Here is a 15,513-nt window from a genome sequence, read left to right as displayed (position 1 = left end):
CCCCTCGTGAAGGATTGCACAAGGAGGCGCCTACGATGGTGGCCGTGCCCAATCTCAGCCAAGCAGGCCAAGCCGCGCGAAACCCCCTGGCCTTCATCGCCCAGCGCTGGACCCCGTCCCCCGAGACGGTCCGGCGGGCCGCGCTGGCCGCGCTCGTCATGAGCGTCGTCATCGTGGTGACCGGCGGCGCCGTCCGGCTGACCGGCTCGGGCCTCGGCTGCCCGACCTGGCCCAAGTGCACCGACGACAGCCTCACCGCGACCCGGGCGATGGGCGTGCACGGGGTGATCGAGTTCGGCAACCGCATGCTGACGTACGTGCTGTGCGCCGCCGTGGGCTGGGCGATCATCGCCGCGCGAGCCGCGGCGCCGTGGCGGCGCGGGCTGACCCGGCTCGGCTGGGCCCAGTTCTGGGTCGTCATGGGCAACGCCGTGCTCGGCGGCTTCACCGTGCTGACCGGTCTCAACCCGTACACGGTCGCCGCGCACTTCCTGCTCTCCAGCGCGCTGATCGCCGTCGCGCTGGTGATGTGGCAACGGGCCGGAGAGGGCGACGCCGGAGCGCGTCCCCTGGTCGGCAAGCCGGTCAGGCAGCTCACGTGGGTGCTGATCGCCGCCTCCGGGGCGCTGATCGCGGTCGGCACGCTCGTGACGGGGGCCGGACCTCACGCGGGCGACAGCAGCGACGTTCCGCGCGTCCCGGTGAAGTGGGAGACCATCTCGCAACTCCACGCCGACCTGGCGTGGGTGGTGTGCGGACTGACGATCGCGCTGTGGTTCGTGCTGCGTGCCGTCGACGCCCCCGCGGGGCCGCGGGCCCGGGTGCGGGACCTGCTGGTCGTACTGCTCGCGCAGGGCGTCATCGGCTACGTCCAGTACTTCACGAAGCTGCCCGAGGTCCTGGTGGCCCTCCACATGCTCGGCTCGACGCTGGTGTGGATCGCGGTGCTGCGGGTGCTGCTGTCGATGCGCGAGCGTCCGGAGAGCGAGCGCGGCGAGGAGCCGGTGCCCGCGGCCGTCGCGTCGGCCCCGGAGCCCGCGCCGGCCGCCTAGGCACCCACCCGCGCAGCACCTGGGCCGGGGCGCGCCCTTCGGGCGCAAAGACGCGGGCCGCGGACGGGAGGGTGGCGGTCTGGGGCTGATCGCCGCACTGCGGGCTGGTGGGTGGCCGGGGTTCAGGCTCCGAAGCGGGGCCGGTTGTTCATCGGGTTCCGGTCTCGTCGCCGTCCGCGGGTGGCGCGCCCGCCGCAACCGGCGGGTGCTCCCCGGACATCGGGCCCTTTCCGCCGTGAATGTCGGCGGAAAGCGAGCCCGATCTCCGCCGTACCCCCCGACAACACCCCGAATCACCGCTTGACGCCGGTTACGGCGGGCGCGCCCATCACCGGGAGTGGGCGTGGAAGCGGCCATCTGCACCCGCGGGCGGCAACGAGCCCCCGCCGCCGGCAAAGGCAACCCGCTCCGGAGCCTGGACCCCCGCCACGCACCCACCCGCGCACCGCCGACCAGCCCCGCGCGGCACCCTCCCGTCCTCAGCCCGCGACTGTGTGCCTGAAGGGCGCGAGACGAACCCGCACCCGCCCACCGGACGCGGCACGGACACGCCGCCCACGCCCCCGCCGAGGGGGGCCGCTCACGGGAGCCGGTACAGCCGCCGCGCGTTGTCCGCGGCCACCATGGCCGCGACGCGCCGGGCGTCGGCCGCCGACCACGCGCCGTCGGCGACCCAGCCGCCCAGCACCTCGCGCACCGCGCCGCGGAAGGTCTCGGCGCCCGTCACGTGCAACTCGGGCAGCCCGTAGGCGTCCGTCGAGAACAGCAGCTTCCCGAACGGCGCCAGCTCCAGGAACTCCGCGAGGACCGCGCTCGCCCGCGCCCCCACATGGCCGAGGGCGAGGCCGACGTCCGCGTACACGTGCGGGTAGACGTTCGCCAGGTAGGCCGCCTGCCGGTGGTACGGGTAGCAGTGCAGCAGCACCAGGTCGGTCCCGGTCCCCGCGGTCGCCCGGACGAAGTCCGTCAGCAGCGCCGGGTCCGCGTGGTCGAGCCGCAGGTCCGGGTCGCCGAAGCCGGTGTGCAGCTGCAACGGGAGCCCGGTCGCGACGGCCGTCCACAGCAGGTGCCGCAGCAGTACGGGGTCGCCGAGCCGGGGACGTCCGGCGCCGCGCGCCTCCAGCCACGCCCCGGCGGCGTGCCGGACCTCGCCGGGCGCGGGCGGCTCAGGGGCGAGGCTCAGGCCATGGCGGTAGGCGGCGATCGACTTGAAGCCGGCGGCGGTGCGCGCGGCGGCGTGGACGGCCTCGGCGATGCCCTCGACCAGAGCCCCGGCCGAGCCACAGGCCCCGGCGACGCCCTCGGCGAGCCGCTCCAGCCGGACGATCTCCCGCTCCGCTCCCCCGCCGGCCGCGGCCAGCTCCGCGGGCGTCGTCAGGTCCCCGGGCAGCCCGGTGTCGACGAGGTACGTGCCGATGCCGCTGCCCCGCAGCAGCCGGCGCGTGGTCTCGTACACCCCGAGTTCGCGGCGCCGCGCGAGGTAGCCCGCCGGCGGACAGTGCGGCTCCAGTCCGAGCAGCGGCGGGCACCAGCGGCGGACGGCGAAGCCGGTCTGGGTGTCGAAGAAGGTGGTGCCGGGAGCCGCGGGCGCGTCGGACTCGGTGAGATACGTCTCGAAGGCCGCGATGCCGAGCTCGCCGCGGACCACGCCGTGGCAGTGGTGGTCGACCAGCGGCGGCAGCTCGATCACCACCGCCACCGGGTGGCCTCCGCGAGCTCGTCGGGACCGTACTCGGCCAGCGCCTCGGACTCGGCGCGCCGCACCGCGACCACCGCGCCGAACAGCGCCTCGCCCAGGGCCTCCTTCAGCGTCCCGCTGCGCACCAGGTGCGAGACGGCCTCGCTGAGCGAGGTGGGCAGCCGCTTCTGGTCGCCGTGCCCGACCGGGTCCCCGCTGACCGGCGGCGGCAGCGTCCCCCCGCCGTCGCGCAGACCGGCCAGGCCCGCCGCGATGACGGAGCCGACCAGCAGATAGGGGTTGGCGGCGGCGTCGAAGGGCTTGAGCTCGGCGTGCCCGCCGTCGGGGTCGTCGGCCTCGCCCGGCACCAGGCGCAGCGCCGCCTCGCGGTTCTCCACGCCCCAGCAGCGGTACACGCCGGCCCAGCGGGAGGGGACGAGGCGCAGGTAGCTGGCCGGGGACGGGGCGCCGATGGCGCACAGGGCGGGCAGGGCGTCGAGCACGCCCGCCAGGAAGGTGTTCGCGGCGGGTGCCAGGCCGTACGGGGCGGTGGGGTCGCGGTGCAGGTTGTGCCCGTGCTCGCGCAGGCTCAGGTGCAGGTGGCAGCCGTTGCCGACCTGCCCGGCGACGACGGCCGGGGCGAAGGAGGCGCGCAGTCCGTGGGCGGCGCTGACCGCCCGCACGGTCTCGCGGACGAGGACGACCTCGTCGGCGGCGCGGACCGGGTCGGCGGGCGCGGTGGACACCTCGAACTGGCCGGGCGCGTACTCGGGGTGCACCTGCAGGACCTCGATGCGCTGGGCGGCGAGGGCGTCGTGGAGGTCGAGCAGGTAGTCCGAGAGTTCGGTCACCCGCGTCAGGCCGTAGGCCGGGCCGCGGGAGGCCCAGTCGCCGCTGCCGTCGTCCTTGGCCACGACCCATTCGGTCTCGAAGCCCATCCGCAGTTCCAGGCCGCGCTCGGCGGCGCGCTCCGTCATACGCCGGGCGAACAGCCGCTGGCAGGCGGGGTGCGGGCGGCCGTTCTGGTCGTAGCGGTCGGTCGGGGCCCAGGCCCAGCCGGGCCGGGCGGCCAGCACGGTGAGCCGGTCCAGGTCGGGGAAGAGCCGCAGGTCGCCGTCGGGGCCGGCGATCAGCGGGGAGGAGGTGACGGCGTCGTCGGAGGTGAAGACGTCGAAGACCGGCGACATGCCCACCCCGCGGTGCGCGGCGTGCGACAGCCGGGCGGTGGGCACGGTCTTGGCCCTGCTGATGCCCGCGTTGTCCACCCAGCTGACGGCGACGGCGCGCACGCCCTCCGCGGACAGCCGCGCCGCTTCCCGGCGGGCCGTCAGCCGCCTCTCGTCGCGTTCCTCGGTATCCACCGGCGCCTCCTCGTTGCCACCCGTCGACCGGACCACTCCCATGGTCCTAACGGGCGGGCCCGGCGTCAGGTGTTGGCGGGTCCGCCGATCTGGATCCCGGCCATCCGCGACCACTCGTAGCGGCCGGTGCGCACCTTGGCCGCGAGCTCTCCGTCGAAGGACTCGTGCACGGTGATCCCGGAGCGCTCCACGGCGCTGCGGGCGATGTCGTACGTGGGGGCCACCAGGTCGCCCCACTCACCGTTCTCACCGACGAGCACGATGCGGGTGCCGACCTCGCCGATGTACGCGATCTGGCCCTCGGCGCCGCCGCCGTGGCTCCTGGCGAACGCGGTGATCTGCTTCGCCAGGCGGGCGGCGCGGCGCTCGGCACGGGCCGCGGCCCGGCGGTCCGCGGCCTGGGTGACTGCTTCCTCGTTCTCTGCCATGACAGGAATGCTACCCGCCGGTAATCAGCGCAGGAAGGGGTCCACGGCGACGGCGACGAACAGCAGTGTCGCGTAGGTGATGGACCAGTGGAACAGCCGCATCTCCTTGAGCTTGGCGCCGACCACACCGGCCTTCGCCCGCCCGTACAGGGCGTGCGCCTCGACCAGCCAGAAGGCGCCCAGCACCACGGCTACGGCCGCGTAGAACCAGCTCGCCGCACCGAGCGGCCACCACAGCGTGAGCGATACCAGCACCATCACCCAGCTGTAGATGACGATCTGCCGCCCCACCACGACGTTGCCCGCCACGACCGGCAGCATGGGCACGCCCACGCGCTCGTAGTCGTCCTTCACCTTCATCGACAGCGGCCAGTAGTGCGGCGGCGTCCAGAAGAAGAGGACGAGGAAGAGGACGAACGGCGCCCAGGCCAGCTCGTTCCGCACCGCAGACCACCCGATGAGCACCTGCATGCAGCCGGCGATGCCGCCCCAGACGATGTTCTGGGCCGTGCGGCGCTTGAGGCCGAGGGTGTAGACGAAGACGTAGTACAGGATCGCCGCCAGGGACAGCGCCGCCGACAGGGGGTTGACGAGCACCCAGAACCAGACGGTGGAAACCACCGAAAGCGTGATGCCGAAGACCAGGCACTCCCACGGCGCGACCATGCCGGTGACCAGCGGGCGCTGCTCCGTGCGGTGCATGAGCGCGTCGATGTCGCGGTCGATGTACATGTTGAGGGCGTTCGCGCCGCCCGCCGACATGTAGCCGCCGATCATGGTCGCCGCGACCAGCCACAGGTCGGGGACGCCGCCCGCCGCGAGGAACATCACCGGTACCGTCGTAATGAGCAGCAACTCGATGATGCGCGGCTTGGTCAGCGCCACGAACGCCATCACACGGGCACCGAACGGCCGGTGGCGGTGGCTCGACCCGATGGCTCCGGCGGGCCGGGATTCGACGGCCGTCACGAACACCCCTGAGGAAAAGTCCAGCAAGCGGCTCCGCTTGCGCGTACCACGCCACTTTAGACGTAGCGGATACTCCGCCCGCGCTCGGGGGTGCCACGTGTTGGCCTCCATAGCGCAAGAGAAGTGCAACCTGAAGGTGTTCTGCGTTCAACAGGCGAAGAAACGCTGACCGGGGCACGCTGGTGACACCACCGGTGCCGGGGAGGGAATGCCGCTGCCCGGGGATCGGTTGCCGCAGCCGTCGAGCCCACACTCGAAAAGGTGCACGCACGTGCAGGGGTAGGCTCGGCAACGCCCGGTGTGCACATCGTCACCGGCGTAATACATGTGGAGAGGAGCCCTCTCAGGTGAGCACCGAGCCGACCACCTCCGAGCTGGAGTGGAGCGAGCTGGACAGGCGTGCGGTTGACACCGCCCGGGTTCTGGCGATGGACGCCGTACAGAAGGTCGGCAACGGCCATCCGGGTACGGCGATGAGCCTCGCCCCCGCGGCCTACCTGCTGTTCCAGAAGCTGATGCGGCACGACCCCTCGGACGCCGCGTGGACCGGTCGCGACCGCTTCGTCCTGTCGCCGGGACACACGTCGCTGACGCTGTACACGCAGCTCTTCCTTTCGGGTTACGGGCTGGAGCTGGAGGACCTCAAGGCCTTCCGCACCTGGGGCTCGCGTACCCCCGGCCACCCGGAGCACGGTCACACGACGGGTGTGGAGACCACCACCGGCCCGCTGGGCCAGGGCATCGCCAACGCGGTGGGCATGGCGATGGCCGCCCGCTACGAGCGCGGCCTGTTCGACCCGGACGCGGCTCCGGGCGAGTCGGTCTTCGACCACACCATCTGGGCGATCGTCTCCGACGGCGACCTGGAGGAGGGCATCTCCGCCGAGGCGTCCTCGCTGGCCGGGCACCAGAAGCTGGGCAATCTGATCGCCCTGTACGACGACAACCACATCTCGATCGAGGGCGACACCGCGACCGCCTTCTCCGAGGACGTGCTGAAGCGCTACGAGGCCTACGGCTGGCACGTGCAGCGCATCGAGCAGGACCCCTCGGGCGACTTCGACGTCCGGGCCCTGTACGCCGCCTTCGACAAGGCCCGGGCGGTCACCGACCGCCCCTCGATCATCGCGGCCCGCACGATCATCGCCTGGCCCGCCCCGAACGCCCAGAACACCGAGGCCGCCCACGGCTCGGCGCTGGGCGACACGGAGGTCGCGGCCACCAAGAAGGTGCTGGGCTTCGACCCCGAGCAGAGCTTCGAGGTCGCCTCCGAGGTGCTGGCGCACGCGCGCAAGGTCGCCGACCGCGGCCGCGAGGCCCACGCGGAGTGGACCAAGCGGTTCGAGGAGTGGCGCTCCGCCAACCCGGAGCGGGCCCGCACCTTCGACCGCATCCACGCCGGCGAGCTCCCGGCCGGCTGGGAGGACGTCGTCCCGGAGTTCCCCGCGGGCAAGGCCGTCGCCACCCGCAAGGCCTCCGGTGAGGTGCTGAAGGCGCTGGGCGGCGTGATCCCCGAGCTGTGGGGCGGCTCCGCCGACCTGGCGGGCTCGAACCTCACCACCATCGACGCCTCGTCGTCCTTCCTCCCCACCGACAACCCGCTGCCGGAGGCGAGCCCGTACGGCCGCACCGTGCACTTCGGCATCCGCGAGCACGCCATGGGCTCGACCATGAACGGCATCGCGCTGCACGGCAACACCCGTGTCTACGGTGGCACCTTCCTGGTGTTCTCGGACTACATGCGCCCGGCGGTCCGCCTGGCGGCGCTGATGAAGCTGCCGGCCACCTACGTGTGGACGCACGACTCCATCGGCCTGGGCGAGGACGGCCCGACCCACCAGCCGATCGAGCACCTGGCAGCGCTGCGCGCCATCCCCGGCCTCAACGTCGTCCGTCCGGCCGACGCCAACGAGACGGCGATCGCCTGGGCTGAGATCATGCGCCGCCACACCGCCCACCCCGCCCCGCACGGCCTGGCCCTCACCCGGCAGAACGTGCCGACCTACCCGGCCAACGAGGACACCGTCAAGGGCGGCTACGTGCTGTTCGACGCCGAGGGCGGCCAGCCGCAGGTCGTCCTGATCGCGACCGGCTCCGAGGTGCAGCTGGCCGTCGAAGCCCGCGAGCAGCTGCAGGCCGACGGCATCCCGGCGCGCGTGGTCTCCATGCCGTCCGTGGAGTGGTTCGAGGAGCAGGACCAGGCGTACCGCGACAGCGTCATCCCGCCGAACGTCCGGGCGAGGGTCGCCGTCGAGGCCGGTATCGGGCTGACCTGGCACCGCTTCGTCGGCGACGCGGGCCGGATTGTGTCCCTGGAGCACTTCGGGGCAAGCGCCGACTACAAGGTCCTCTACCGCGAGTTCGGTCTGACCGCAGAGGCCGTGGCCGCCGCCGCACGCGATTCCATCGCCGCCGCCGCACGCTGACGCACAGACGCATACGACGTACCGAGGAGATGCAGAACCCATGACAGACGCACTCAAGCGCCTCTCCGACGAGGGCGTGGCGATCTGGCTCGACGACCTGTCCCGTAAGCGGATCACCTCCGGCAACCTGGCCGAGCTCATGGACCAGAGCCACGTGGTCGGCGTCACCACCAACCCGTCGATCTTCCAGAAGGCGATCGCCGGCGGTGACGGCTACGAGCAGCAGCTCACCGACCTCGCCGCGCGCAAGGTGACGGTGGACGAGGCACTGCGGATGATCACGACCGCGGACGTACGCGACGCCGCCGACGTGCTGCGCCCGCTGTACGACGCCAGCGGCGGCCAGGACGGCCGGGTGTCGATCGAGGTCGACCCGCGTCTGGCCCACGACACCGCCGCCACCGTCGCCGAGGCCAAGCAGCTGGCCTGGCTGGTGGACCGGCCCAACACCCTGATCAAGATCCCGGCGACCAAGGCGGGCCTGCCGGCCATCACCGAGGTGATCGGCCGGGGGATCAGCGTCAACGTCACGTTGATCTTCTCGCTGGAGCGCTACCGCGAGGTCATGGACGCCTACCTGGCGGGCCTGGAGAAGGCCCGGGCCGCGGGCCTGGACCTCTCCCTGATCCGCTCGGTGGCCTCCTTCTTCGTGTCGCGCGTGGACAGCGAGATCGACAAGCGCCTGGAGAAGCTGGGCAGCGACGAGGCCAAGGCCCTCAAGGGCAAGGCCGCCGTCGCCAACGCCCGGCTGGCCTACCAGGCGTACGAGGAGGTCTTCTCCTCCGACCGCTGGCAGGCGCTGGAGCGTGAGGGCGCGCACAAGCAGCGTCCGCTGTGGGCCTCCACCGGCGTGAAGGACCCTGCCTACCCGGACACCCTGTACGTGACCGAGCTGGTCGCCCCGGGCATCGTCAACACCATGCCCGAGGCCACGCTGGACGCGGTCGCCGACCACGGTGAGGTCACCGGGGACACCATCCGCGGCACGTACGAGCAGTCCCAGGGCGAGCTGGACGCGATCGGCGCGCTCGGCGTCTCGTACGACGACGTCGTCCAGCTGCTGGAGGACGAGGGCGTCGAGAAGTTCGCGGTGTCCTGGAACGAACTGCTGGGCTCGACCGAGGCCGAGCTCAAGCGCCTGGCGCCGAAGGAGGCGTAAGCACGTTGAGCAGCGCCAACCCGCTGCGTGACGCATCGGACCGACGGCTCCCGCGCATCGCGGGGCCGTCGGGCCTGGTGATCTTCGGCGTCACGGGCGATTTGTCACGTAAAAAGCTGATGCCCGCCGTGTACGACCTCGCCAACCGCGGGCTGCTGCCGCCGGGCTTCTCCCTCGTCGGCTTCGCCCGCCGCGACTGGGCGGACGAGGACTTCGCGCAGGTCGTCCACGACTCCGTCAAGGAGCACGCGCGCACCCCCTTCCGCGAGGAGGTCTGGCAGCAGCTCTCCGAGGGGATGCGGTTCGTCCCCGGCGACTTCGGTGACGACCAGGCCTTCGAGAAGCTGCGCGCCACGGTCGACGAACTGGACAAGGCCCGCGGTACGGGAGGCAACTTCGCCTTCTACCTCTCGGTGCCGCCCAAGTTCTTCCCGAGCGTGGTCCAGCAGCTGAAGAAGCACGGGCTGTCCGACCCTGCCGAGGGCTCCTGGCGACGGGCCGTGATCGAGAAGCCCTTCGGCCACGACCTGGCCAGCGCACAAGAGCTCAACCAGGTCGTCCACCAGGTCTTCCGCTCCCAGGACGTCTTCCGGATCGACCACTACCTGGGCAAGGAGACGGTCCAGAACATCCTGGCGCTGCGCTTCGCCAACACGATGTTCGAGCCGCTGTGGAACCGCTCCTACGTCGACCACGTGCAGATCACGATGGCCGAGGACATCGGCATCGGCGGCCGCGCCGGCTACTACGACGGCATCGGCGCCGCACGCGACGTCATCCAGAACCACCTGCTGCAGCTGCTCGCGCTGACCGCGATGGAGGAGCCCGCCTCCTTCGACGCCAAGTCGCTGGTGCAGGAGAAGCTGAAGGTGCTGCAGGCGGTCAAGCTGCCGGCGGACCTCGGCAGGCACACCGTGCGCGGCCAGTACGCGCACGGCTGGCAGGGCGGGGAGGAGGTGCTCGGCTACCTGGAGGAGGAGGGCATCGACGCCAAGTCCAAGACCGACACCTACGCCGCGATCAAACTGGCGATCGACAACCGCCGCTGGGCGGGGGTCCCCTTCTACCTGCGCACCGGCAAGCGCCTGGGCCGCCGCGTCACCGAGATCGCGGTCGTCTTCCAGCGCGCCCCGCACTCCCCGTTCGACAACACCTCGACCGAGGAGCTGGGGCAGAACGCCCTGGTGATCCGCGTCCAGCCGGACGAGGGCGTGACGATCAGGTTCGGTTCCAAGGTGCCGGGCACCTCGATGGAGATCCGGGACGTGACGATGGACTTCGCCTACGGCGAGTCCTTCACCGAGTCCAGCCCGGAGGCCTACGAGCGGCTGATCCTGGACGTCCTGCTCGGCGACGCCAACCTCTTCCCCCGGCACCAGGAGGTCGAGGAGTCCTGGCGGATCCTCGATCCGATCGAGGAGTACTGGGACCGCCACGGCAAACCCGAGCAGTACACCGCGGGCACCTGGGGTCCGAAGGCGGCGGACGAGATGCTCGCACGAGACGGCAGGAGCTGGCGCCGGCCATGAACATCGATCTGACCGAGACCACCTCAAGCAAGATCAACTCGGCGCTGATCAAGGCCCGCAGGGCCATCGGCAGCCCGGCGGTCGGCATGGTGCTCACCCTCGTCATCGTCACCGACGAGGGCAACCACTACGACGCCCTCAAGGCCGCCTCCGACGCCTCGCGCGAGCACCCCTCGCGCATCCTGGTCGTCATCAAGCGGCCCGGCCGCTCCCCCCGCGACCGGCGCAACGCCCGCCTCGACGCCGAAGTGCGCGTCGGCGGCGAGTCCGGCACCGGCGAGATCGTCCTGCTCCGCCTGCACGGCGAACTCGCCGACCACGCCGAGAGTGTCGTGCTGCCGCTGCTGCTGCCCGACGCCCCCGTGGTGGTCTGGTGGCCCGAGGACGCCCCGGCGAACCCCGCCGAGGACCTGCTGGGCCAGCTCGCGGCGCGCCGGATCACCGACGCGGCGGCCACCGAGGACCCGGTCGCCGCACTGGGGCTGCGTGCCGCGACGTACGCCCCCGGCGACACCGACCTCGCCTGGACCCGGATCACCCCGTGGCGCAGCGTGCTGGCCGCGGCCCTGGACCAGAAGCAGGCCGCGGTCAAGGGCGCCGTCGTCGAGGGCGAGGCGTACAACCCGAGCACCGAGCTGCTCGGGCTGTGGCTCGCCCGGCGACTCGGCGTGCCCGTCAGGCGGAAGGTCTCCGACGGCCCCGGCATCACCGCCGTACGGCTGGCGACCGCGGACGGCGAGATCTGCCTGGACCGGCCGACCGGCGCGCTGGCCGAACTCGCCATCCCGGGCCAGCCGGACCGGCACGTGGCGCTGCAGCGGCGGGCGACCTCGGACCTGATCGCGGAGGAGCTGCGCCGGCTCGACCCCGACGAGGCGTACGCGGCCGCGGTCAAGTTCGGCGTGGACCGGCTCGCGCACGCCGAGGAGACGGCCGAGCCGGCCGCCGCGGCGGCGGGGACCGGCCAGAACGGCGGCTCCGGCAAGAAGGCGGCCGCCCAGTGACCGCACCCCAGGTGGTGGTCCACCGCGACAAGGAGCTGATGGCGCAGGCCGCGGCGGCCCGGTTGATCACGAAGATCGTGGACGCCCAGGCCGCCCGCGGCTCCGCCTCGGTGGTGCTGACCGGCGGACGCAACGGCAACGCCCTGCTCGCCGCCCTGGCCGCCTCGCCGGCCCGGGACGCGGTGGACTGGGCGCGGCTGGATCTGTGGTGGGGCGACGAGCGGTTCCTGCCCTCGGGCGACCCGGAGCGCAATGAGACCCAGGCCCGCGAGGCGCTGCTCGACGCGGTTCCGGTCGACCCGGCGCGGGTGCACGCGATGCCGCCCTCGGACGGGCCGCTCGGCAACGACGCGGACGCCGCCGCCGAGGCCTACGCGCAGGAACTGGCGGAGGCGGCCGGTCCCGAGGACCACGGGCCGGTGCCCTCCTTCGACGTCCTGATGCTCGGTGTGGGTCCTGACACGCACGTGGCCTCGCTGTTCCCCGGGCACCCGGGGGTCCGCGAGACCGAGCGCACCGTCGTGGGCGTGCACGGCTCCCCCAAGCCGCCGCCGACCCGGATCTCGCTCACCCTGCCCGCCATCCGTGCCGCCCGCGAGGTCTGGCTGCTGGCGGCGGGCGAGGACAAGGCGGGTGCCGTGGCCATCGCCCTGTCCGGGCCCGGTGAGATCCAGGCCCCGGCGGCGGGTGCCCACGGGCGGGCCCGCACACTGTGGCTGCTGGACCGTACGGCCGCAGCGAAGCTGCCCCCGCAGCTCTACCCGCCGTCCTCCCCGTGAGGCGGTGACCGGCGCGGGACGCCTCACGAAGAGAAAGACGCCGGGCGGGCTCCGAGGAGCCCGCCCGGCGTCTTCTGCGTGTGCGTCGTCCGCCTCAGCGGCCGCGCAGCGACCGGTAGGTGGCCACGAGGGCCTTCGAGGAAGCGTCCAGGCCCGCCACCTCGGCGCCCTCGGTCAGCGCGGGCTCCAGGCGCTTGGCGAGGACCTTGCCCAGCTCGACACCCCACTGGTCGAAGGAGTCGATGTTCCAGACCGCGCCCTGGACGAAGACCTTCTGCTCGTACAGCGCCACCAGCTGGCCCAGCACGGACGGGGTCAGCTCCTTCGCGAGGATGGTCGTCGTCGGATGGTTGCCGCGGAAGGTGCGGTGCGGGACCTGCTCCTCCGGGACGCCCTCCGCACGGACCTCCTCGCCGGTCTTGCCGAAGGCCAGCGCCTGCGTCTGGGCGAAGAAGTTGGCCATCAGCAGGTCGTGCTGGGCGGCGAAGGCCGCCTCGAGCTCGCCGACCGGGTTGGCGAAGCCGATGAAGTCCGCGGGGATGAACTTCGTGCCCTGGTGCAGCAGCTGGTAGTAGGCGTGCTGCCCGTTGGTGCCGGGTGTGCCCCACACGACCGGGCCGGTCTGCCAGTCGACGGGCCGTCCCTCGCGGTCCACGTACTTGCCGTTGGACTCCATGTCGAGCTGCTGCAGGTAGGCCGTGAACCTCGACAGGTAGTGGCTGTACGGCAGGACCGCGTGGGCCTGGGCGTCGAAGAACTGGCCGTACCAGACGCCCAGCAGGCCCATCAGCAGCGGCGCGTTGGCCTCGGGCGGGGCGGTGCGGAAGTGCTCGTCGACCAGGTGGAAACCGGCCAGCATCTCCCGGAACTGCTCCTCGCCGAGGGCGATCATCAGCGAGAGCCCGATCGCGGACGGGTACGAGTAGCGGCCGCCTACCCAGTCCCAGAACTCGAACATGTTGTCGGTGTCGATGCCGAACTTGGAGACCTCCGCCGCGTTCGTCGACACCGCCACGAAGTGGAAGCGCACCGCGTTCTCGTCGCCGCCGAGCCCGTCGAGCAGCCATTCGCGCGCCGAGGTGGCGTTGGTGATGGTCTCGATGGTGGTGAACGTCTTGGACGCGACGATGAACAGCGTCTCGGCGGGGTCCAGGCCGTGCAGCGCCTCGTGGAGGTCGGAGCCGTCCACGTTGGAGACGAAGCGGAAGGTGAGCTCCCGGTCGGTGTACGGCCGCAGCACCTCGTAGGCCATCGCCGGTCCCAGGTCGGAACCCCCGATGCCGATGTTCACCACGTTCTTGATGCGGCGTCCGGTCGAGCCGACCCACTTGCCCGTGCGGACGGAGTGGGCGAAGCTCCCCATCCTGGTGAGCACATGGTGGACCCCGGGCACCACGTTGACGCCGTCGACCGTGATCTCGGCCGACAACGGGGCGCGCAGCGCCGTGTGCAGCACGGCGCGGTCCTCGGTGACGTTGATCTTCTCGCCGCGGAACATGGCGTCCCGCAGCTCGGCGACACCGGTGGCCGCCGCGAGGTCGCGCAGCAGACGCAGCGTCTCGTCGGTCACCAGGTGCTTGGAGTAGTCCAGATGGAGATCGCCGACCTGCACGGTGTAGCGCCGGGCGCGGTCCGGGTCGGTGTCGAACAGCTCCCGCAGGTGGGTCGCGCCCAGCTCCTCGCGGTGCTCGGCGAGCGCGTGCCACTCGGGCCGCTGGTCGAGACGGGTTCGGCCCTGCGTGTTGGTATCGGACATCAGTCCACTTCTCCTCGTCCTCCTGCTGCAGGTCCAAACTAGTTGATTACTTGCACGTCGTTCTTTCACGTCCGCCGTCGGGCGTGGTGACGATCGGACGAAGAGCCGGCAACGCGCAGCCCACCAGACCGGCCGCGAGCAGCAGCGGGGTGTTCGGACCGAGGATCTGCGCCGTGGCGCCGCCCAGCAGGGCTCCCAGCGGCGCCCCCGCGACTCCCAGGGTGCGCATGGCCGCGCTCACCCGGCCCAGCAACTTCTCGGGCGTGCGCTGCTGCATCAGGGTGGTCTCGTTGACGTTCCACACCATGCCGAGGGCGCCGAAGACGGCCAGGGCGGCCGCGGTCACCGCCAGGGAGCGCACGGTGCCGGCCAGGACCAGGCAGCCGGCCTGGAGGGCCAGGCCCGGCGCGAGGCTTCTGACACGGCCGCCCAGCAGCGCCGAGAGCCGCCCGGCGGCCGCTCCCCCGGCCACGCTGCCCGCTCCGTACGCGATCAGGACGACGGCGTATCCCGTGTGCCCGGCGTGGAGCCAGCCGGTGACCTGGAGGACGAGGGTCGCCACCAGGGCGCCGATGCCCACGTTGACCACGGTGTTGGCCGTGCACAGCGCCCGCAGCACGCGGTCCCGCCACAGCACGCGTATCCCCTCGGCGATGTCCTGCCGCAGCGTGTGGCCGGCCGCCCGTACGGCCCGCTCGGGCGCGGGCAGCCGCAGCGAGGCCACCAGCAGGGCCGCGACCGCGTAGCTGAGGGCGTCCACCCCGAACGGCAGCGCGGCGGTGAGACCGAACAGCACCGGCACCAGGGGCGCGGCGAGGAAGGTCGCGGCCGTGGTCTGAGCCGTCATCAACCGGGCGTTGGCACGGCCCAGGGCACGGGACGGCACGACAGCCGGCAGCAGGGAGGTCGCGGCGTTGTCGAAGAGGGTCTGCAGCGTGGTGAGGGCGAACGCCAGCACGAGCAGCAGCGCGATGCCCGCCCGGTCCAGCCACACCGCGAGCGCGAAGGCGGCCGTGAGCGCGCCCCGTACGGCGTCCACGGCCCACATGGCGCGCCGCTGGTCCACCCGGTCGGCCACCGCGCCGCCGAGCAGCCCGAAGAGGAGCCAGGGCACGTAGCCCGCGGCGGTGACGAGCGAGACGAGCAGCGGGGAGTCGGTCAACCCCACGGCGAGCAGCGGCAGCGCCGCCGCCCGCAGCCCGTCACCGAACCGCGAGACCGCGGCGGCCGTCCACAGCCGCCCGAACCCGCCCCGCCACGCGGGCGCGTGCTCGGTGCCGTACGCGATGCCGACGCTCATGGAAACCCCCGCTCACCGGTCCTCGACCTTCGTCACAGACCGTAGCGGGGGCCACTGACAACGCCGCGTACG

12 protein-coding genes are annotated in these 15,513 nt (G+C 72.3%); 6 read left to right on the top strand and 6 right to left on the bottom strand.

The features are described 5' to 3' along the window. The first annotated feature begins 35 nt into the window (after nt 1-35). A complete protein-coding gene (locus OIE69_RS29680) occupies nt 36-1,052 on the top strand; it encodes a COX15/CtaA family protein (RefSeq protein ID WP_326576982.1) in 1,017 nt (338 codons plus the stop codon). A 580-nt stretch (nt 1,053-1,632) separates the two neighbouring features. On the opposite strand, the gene OIE69_RS29675 is transcribed toward OIE69_RS29680, so the two are convergent. From OIE69_RS29675 to OIE69_RS29660, 4 genes are all read right to left on the bottom strand, one after another. Then, nucleotides 1,633-2,742 carry an amidohydrolase family protein gene (locus tag OIE69_RS29675; protein ID WP_326581448.1) on the bottom strand — a complete coding sequence of 370 codons (1,110 nt, stop codon included), beginning with the start codon at nt 2,740-2,742 and terminating at the stop codon, nt 1,633-1,635. After that, nucleotides 2,739-4,091 carry a glutamine synthetase family protein gene (locus tag OIE69_RS29670; protein WP_326576981.1) on the bottom strand — a complete coding sequence of 451 codons (1,353 nt, stop codon included), beginning with the start codon at nt 4,089-4,091 and terminating at the stop codon, nt 2,739-2,741. The genes OIE69_RS29675 and OIE69_RS29670 overlap by 4 nt, the downstream gene beginning before the upstream one ends. Before the next feature lie 65 nt (nt 4,092-4,156). Next, nucleotides 4,157-4,519 carry a hypothetical protein gene (locus OIE69_RS29665; protein WP_326576979.1) on the bottom strand — a complete coding sequence of 121 codons (363 nt, stop codon included), beginning with the start codon at nt 4,517-4,519 and terminating at the stop codon, nt 4,157-4,159. Nucleotides 4,520-4,543: 24 nt separating this feature from the next. After that, nucleotides 4,544-5,488, bottom strand: a complete 945-nt coding sequence (locus tag OIE69_RS29660) for a heme o synthase (RefSeq protein ID WP_326576977.1) — start codon at nt 5,486-5,488, stop codon at nt 4,544-4,546. 347 nt (nt 5,489-5,835) lie between these two features. Between OIE69_RS29660 and tkt the strand changes: the two genes are divergently transcribed. The 5 genes from tkt to pgl are packed head-to-tail and all read left to right on the top strand — an operon-like array spanning nt 5,836 to nt 12,385. Then, nucleotides 5,836-7,914 carry a transketolase gene (gene tkt, locus OIE69_RS29655; protein WP_326576975.1) on the top strand — a complete coding sequence of 693 codons (2,079 nt, stop codon included), beginning with the start codon at nt 5,836-5,838 and terminating at the stop codon, nt 7,912-7,914. A 40-nt stretch (nt 7,915-7,954) separates the two neighbouring features. After that, nucleotides 7,955-9,073, top strand: a complete 1,119-nt coding sequence (tal, locus tag OIE69_RS29650) for a transaldolase (RefSeq protein ID WP_326576973.1) — start codon at nt 7,955-7,957, stop codon at nt 9,071-9,073. Between the two features lie 5 nt (nt 9,074-9,078). After that, the gene (zwf, locus tag OIE69_RS29645) at nt 9,079-10,602 is read left to right on the top strand and encodes a glucose-6-phosphate dehydrogenase (RefSeq protein ID WP_326576971.1); all 1,524 of its coding nucleotides are present in this window, start codon (nt 9,079-9,081) and stop codon (nt 10,600-10,602) included. After that, entirely contained in the window at nt 10,599-11,606 is a 1,008-nt protein-coding gene (gene opcA, locus OIE69_RS29640) for a glucose-6-phosphate dehydrogenase assembly protein OpcA (protein ID WP_326576969.1), read from the top strand. The genes zwf and opcA overlap by 4 nt, the downstream gene beginning before the upstream one ends. Continuing rightward, nucleotides 11,603-12,385, top strand: a complete 783-nt coding sequence (pgl, locus tag OIE69_RS29635; protein ID WP_326576967.1) for a 6-phosphogluconolactonase — start codon at nt 11,603-11,605, stop codon at nt 12,383-12,385. The genes opcA and pgl overlap by 4 nt, the downstream gene beginning before the upstream one ends. A 94-nt stretch (nt 12,386-12,479) precedes the next feature. Here pgl and pgi read toward each other — a convergent pair whose 3' ends face one another. Next, the gene (gene pgi / locus OIE69_RS29630; protein ID WP_326576965.1) at nt 12,480-14,141 is read right to left on the bottom strand and encodes a glucose-6-phosphate isomerase; all 1,662 of its coding nucleotides are present in this window, start codon (nt 14,139-14,141) and stop codon (nt 12,480-12,482) included. A 46-nt stretch (nt 14,142-14,187) separates the two neighbouring features. Further along, entirely contained in the window at nt 14,188-15,441 is a 1,254-nt protein-coding gene (locus OIE69_RS29625; protein ID WP_326576963.1) for an MFS transporter, read from the bottom strand. Nucleotides 15,442-15,513: the final 72 nt, after the last annotated feature.

Origin of the sequence: Actinacidiphila glaucinigra, assembly GCF_035918135.1 — a bacterium.
GTDB lineage: Bacteria > Actinomycetota > Actinomycetes > Streptomycetales > Streptomycetaceae > Actinacidiphila > Actinacidiphila glaucinigra.
The sequence above is the reverse complement of the archived record's forward strand: the minus strand, read 5'-3'. Positions and strand labels throughout refer to the sequence as shown.